This window comes from Pseudomonas sp., from assembly GCF_037994325.1.
Lineage (GTDB): Bacteria > Pseudomonadota > Gammaproteobacteria > Pseudomonadales > Pseudomonadaceae > Aquipseudomonas.
Genome location: NZ_JBBNAH010000399.1, coordinates 1 through 1,930 on the forward strand (window position 1 = coordinate 1; position 1,930 = coordinate 1,930).

General features: G+C 62.2%; 3 protein-coding genes. All 3 read left to right on the top strand.

The genetic code is table 11. The features are described 5' to 3' along the window. Nucleotides 1–218, top strand: a 218-nt coding sequence (locus tag AAAB16_RS13550; RefSeq protein ID WP_340663793.1) for a hypothetical protein, incomplete at its 5' end; no start/stop codon positions are given. Between the two features lie 178 nt (nt 219–396). Then, nucleotides 397–933 (top strand): glyoxalase superfamily protein, encoded by a 537-nt coding sequence (locus AAAB16_RS13555; RefSeq protein ID WP_340663794.1) that lies wholly within the window; start codon nt 397–399, stop codon nt 931–933. 252 nt (nt 934–1,185) lie between these two features. Beyond that, on the top strand, nt 1,186–1,930 hold a 745-nt coding region (locus AAAB16_RS13560; protein ID WP_340663795.1), incomplete at its 3' end, for an alpha/beta hydrolase.

Genomic DNA, 1,930 nt, shown 5'->3' on the forward strand with positions numbered 1-1,930 from the left:
ACCTCAAAGACATCGCCCGCGAGCGCAAACAGCAAGGCAAGCTCACCGGCGACCAATACAACCAAGTGGTGAAGGCCCTCGACCAGGCCAAAAGCGAAATCACCCTGCGTGACTGCCTGGCCAGCAAAGGCAAAGAGCGCGAGCAATACGAATGCTTGTCCGGCGGCGCCGGCGTATTGGTCTGCTCCGGCGCCTTGCAAAGCGCCATGAGCAAATAGCCGCGCAGGGTTTCCAACACCGCGGCCTTTGCCTATCATCGCGGCAGGCCGATGCTGCCTGCCGCTCGCACCCACTGGGTACGGTGAAAGCATTGCGGTAAACCCTCATTCCTTGGTTCTTCCAGACCGTCGAAGGTTGGCAACGCGAGCACTGACAGGCTTCGACAGAGGACGAACTATGCCCACCGTTACCCAATCCCAAGCGAAAACCATGGCCAAGCGGCTGCGTGCGTTATTGGCCGCCAGCCACCACGACGTTACCCACAGCGCGGCACTGGAACTGATCGCCCAGCAACTCGGCTACAACGACTGGAACACCGCCAGCGCCGTACTGCCCGAAGACAGCCCAGCGAGCGGCATCGCCTTCGACAGAGCCATCCCCATTCTGCGTAGTTTCGACGAAGCCAAAGCCCGCGAGTTTTACCTCGACTTCTTAGGCTTTAGCGTGGAATTCGAACACCGCTTCGAAGCCACCCTGCCGCTGTACCTGGGCATCGAACGTGCCGGCCTGAAACTGCACCTCTCCGAACACCACGGCGACGCCAGCCCCGGCGCCACCGTATTTGTGCCCATGCACAACATTCGCGCCTACAACGCCGAACTGCTCAGCAAACACTACGGCTACGGCCGCCCCGGCATCGTCGAACAGCCGTGGGGCTTGCTGATGGAAGTGCATGACCCGTTCGGTAACCGCATTCGCTTTTGCCAACAGTAGGGGCGAGAGCGCGTACTAGCGCCGTATCGTTGCCTGCACGATTCTTGAACCCGGATCTTGGGGCCGCTGCCTGTGCGAGGACGAGGTGATGGTGGTGCAAACCTCCGTCTTCCCCGCGCAGGCGGGGATCCAGAATCAACCGGCAAACGCAGTCCCCCGCGCCACGCGCGTTTTACCGCAAAGTGTCTACGCTCACCTGCGATTACCGTTGCGGTGCCCGTCCTGGGCGCCGCGCCATTGGGGAACGCCACCATGATCCGTGTGTTCTTTACCGTCGTTGCATTGCTCGCCTTGAGCCTTCCCGCTCAGGCTGGTGTAACCGCCTTTCCCGCCAGCTTTAAAACCCAAGAAATCGCCGTCGACGGCGTTACCCTGCACGTGCGCGTCGGTGGCAAAGGCCCTGCCGTGGTGTTGATTCACGGCTTCGGCGACACCGGCGATATGTGGGCGCCACTGGCCGCCGACCTGGCCCGCGACCACACCGTGGTGGTGCCCGACTTGCGCGGCATGGGCCTGTCCTCCATCCCCGCCACCGGCTATGACAAAAAGACCCAAGCCGGCGACATTCGCGGCGTGCTTAGCAAGCTTGGCCTCGACCATGCCGTAGTAGTCGGCCACGACATCGGCACCATGGTCGCCTACGCCTATGCCGCCCGTTATCCGCAACAAACCGAGCGCCTGGTGGTGATGGACGCGCCGGTACCCGGCATCGCCCCGTGGGAGCAGATTGTCCGTTCGCCCATGCTCTGGCACTTCGACTTCGGCGGCCCTGACGCCGAGCGTCTGGTAGCCGGCCGTGAGCGCATCTACCTCGACCGCTTCTGGAACGAATTTGCCGGCGACCCGAAAAAGATCGACGAAGCCACGCGCCAGCACTATGCCAAGCTGTACGCGCGCCCAAGCGCTATGCACGCCGCCTTCGCCCAATTTCACGCCATCCGCCAAGATGAAATCGACAATAAACCGGGCAACACCCAGCACCTGACCATGCCTGTAC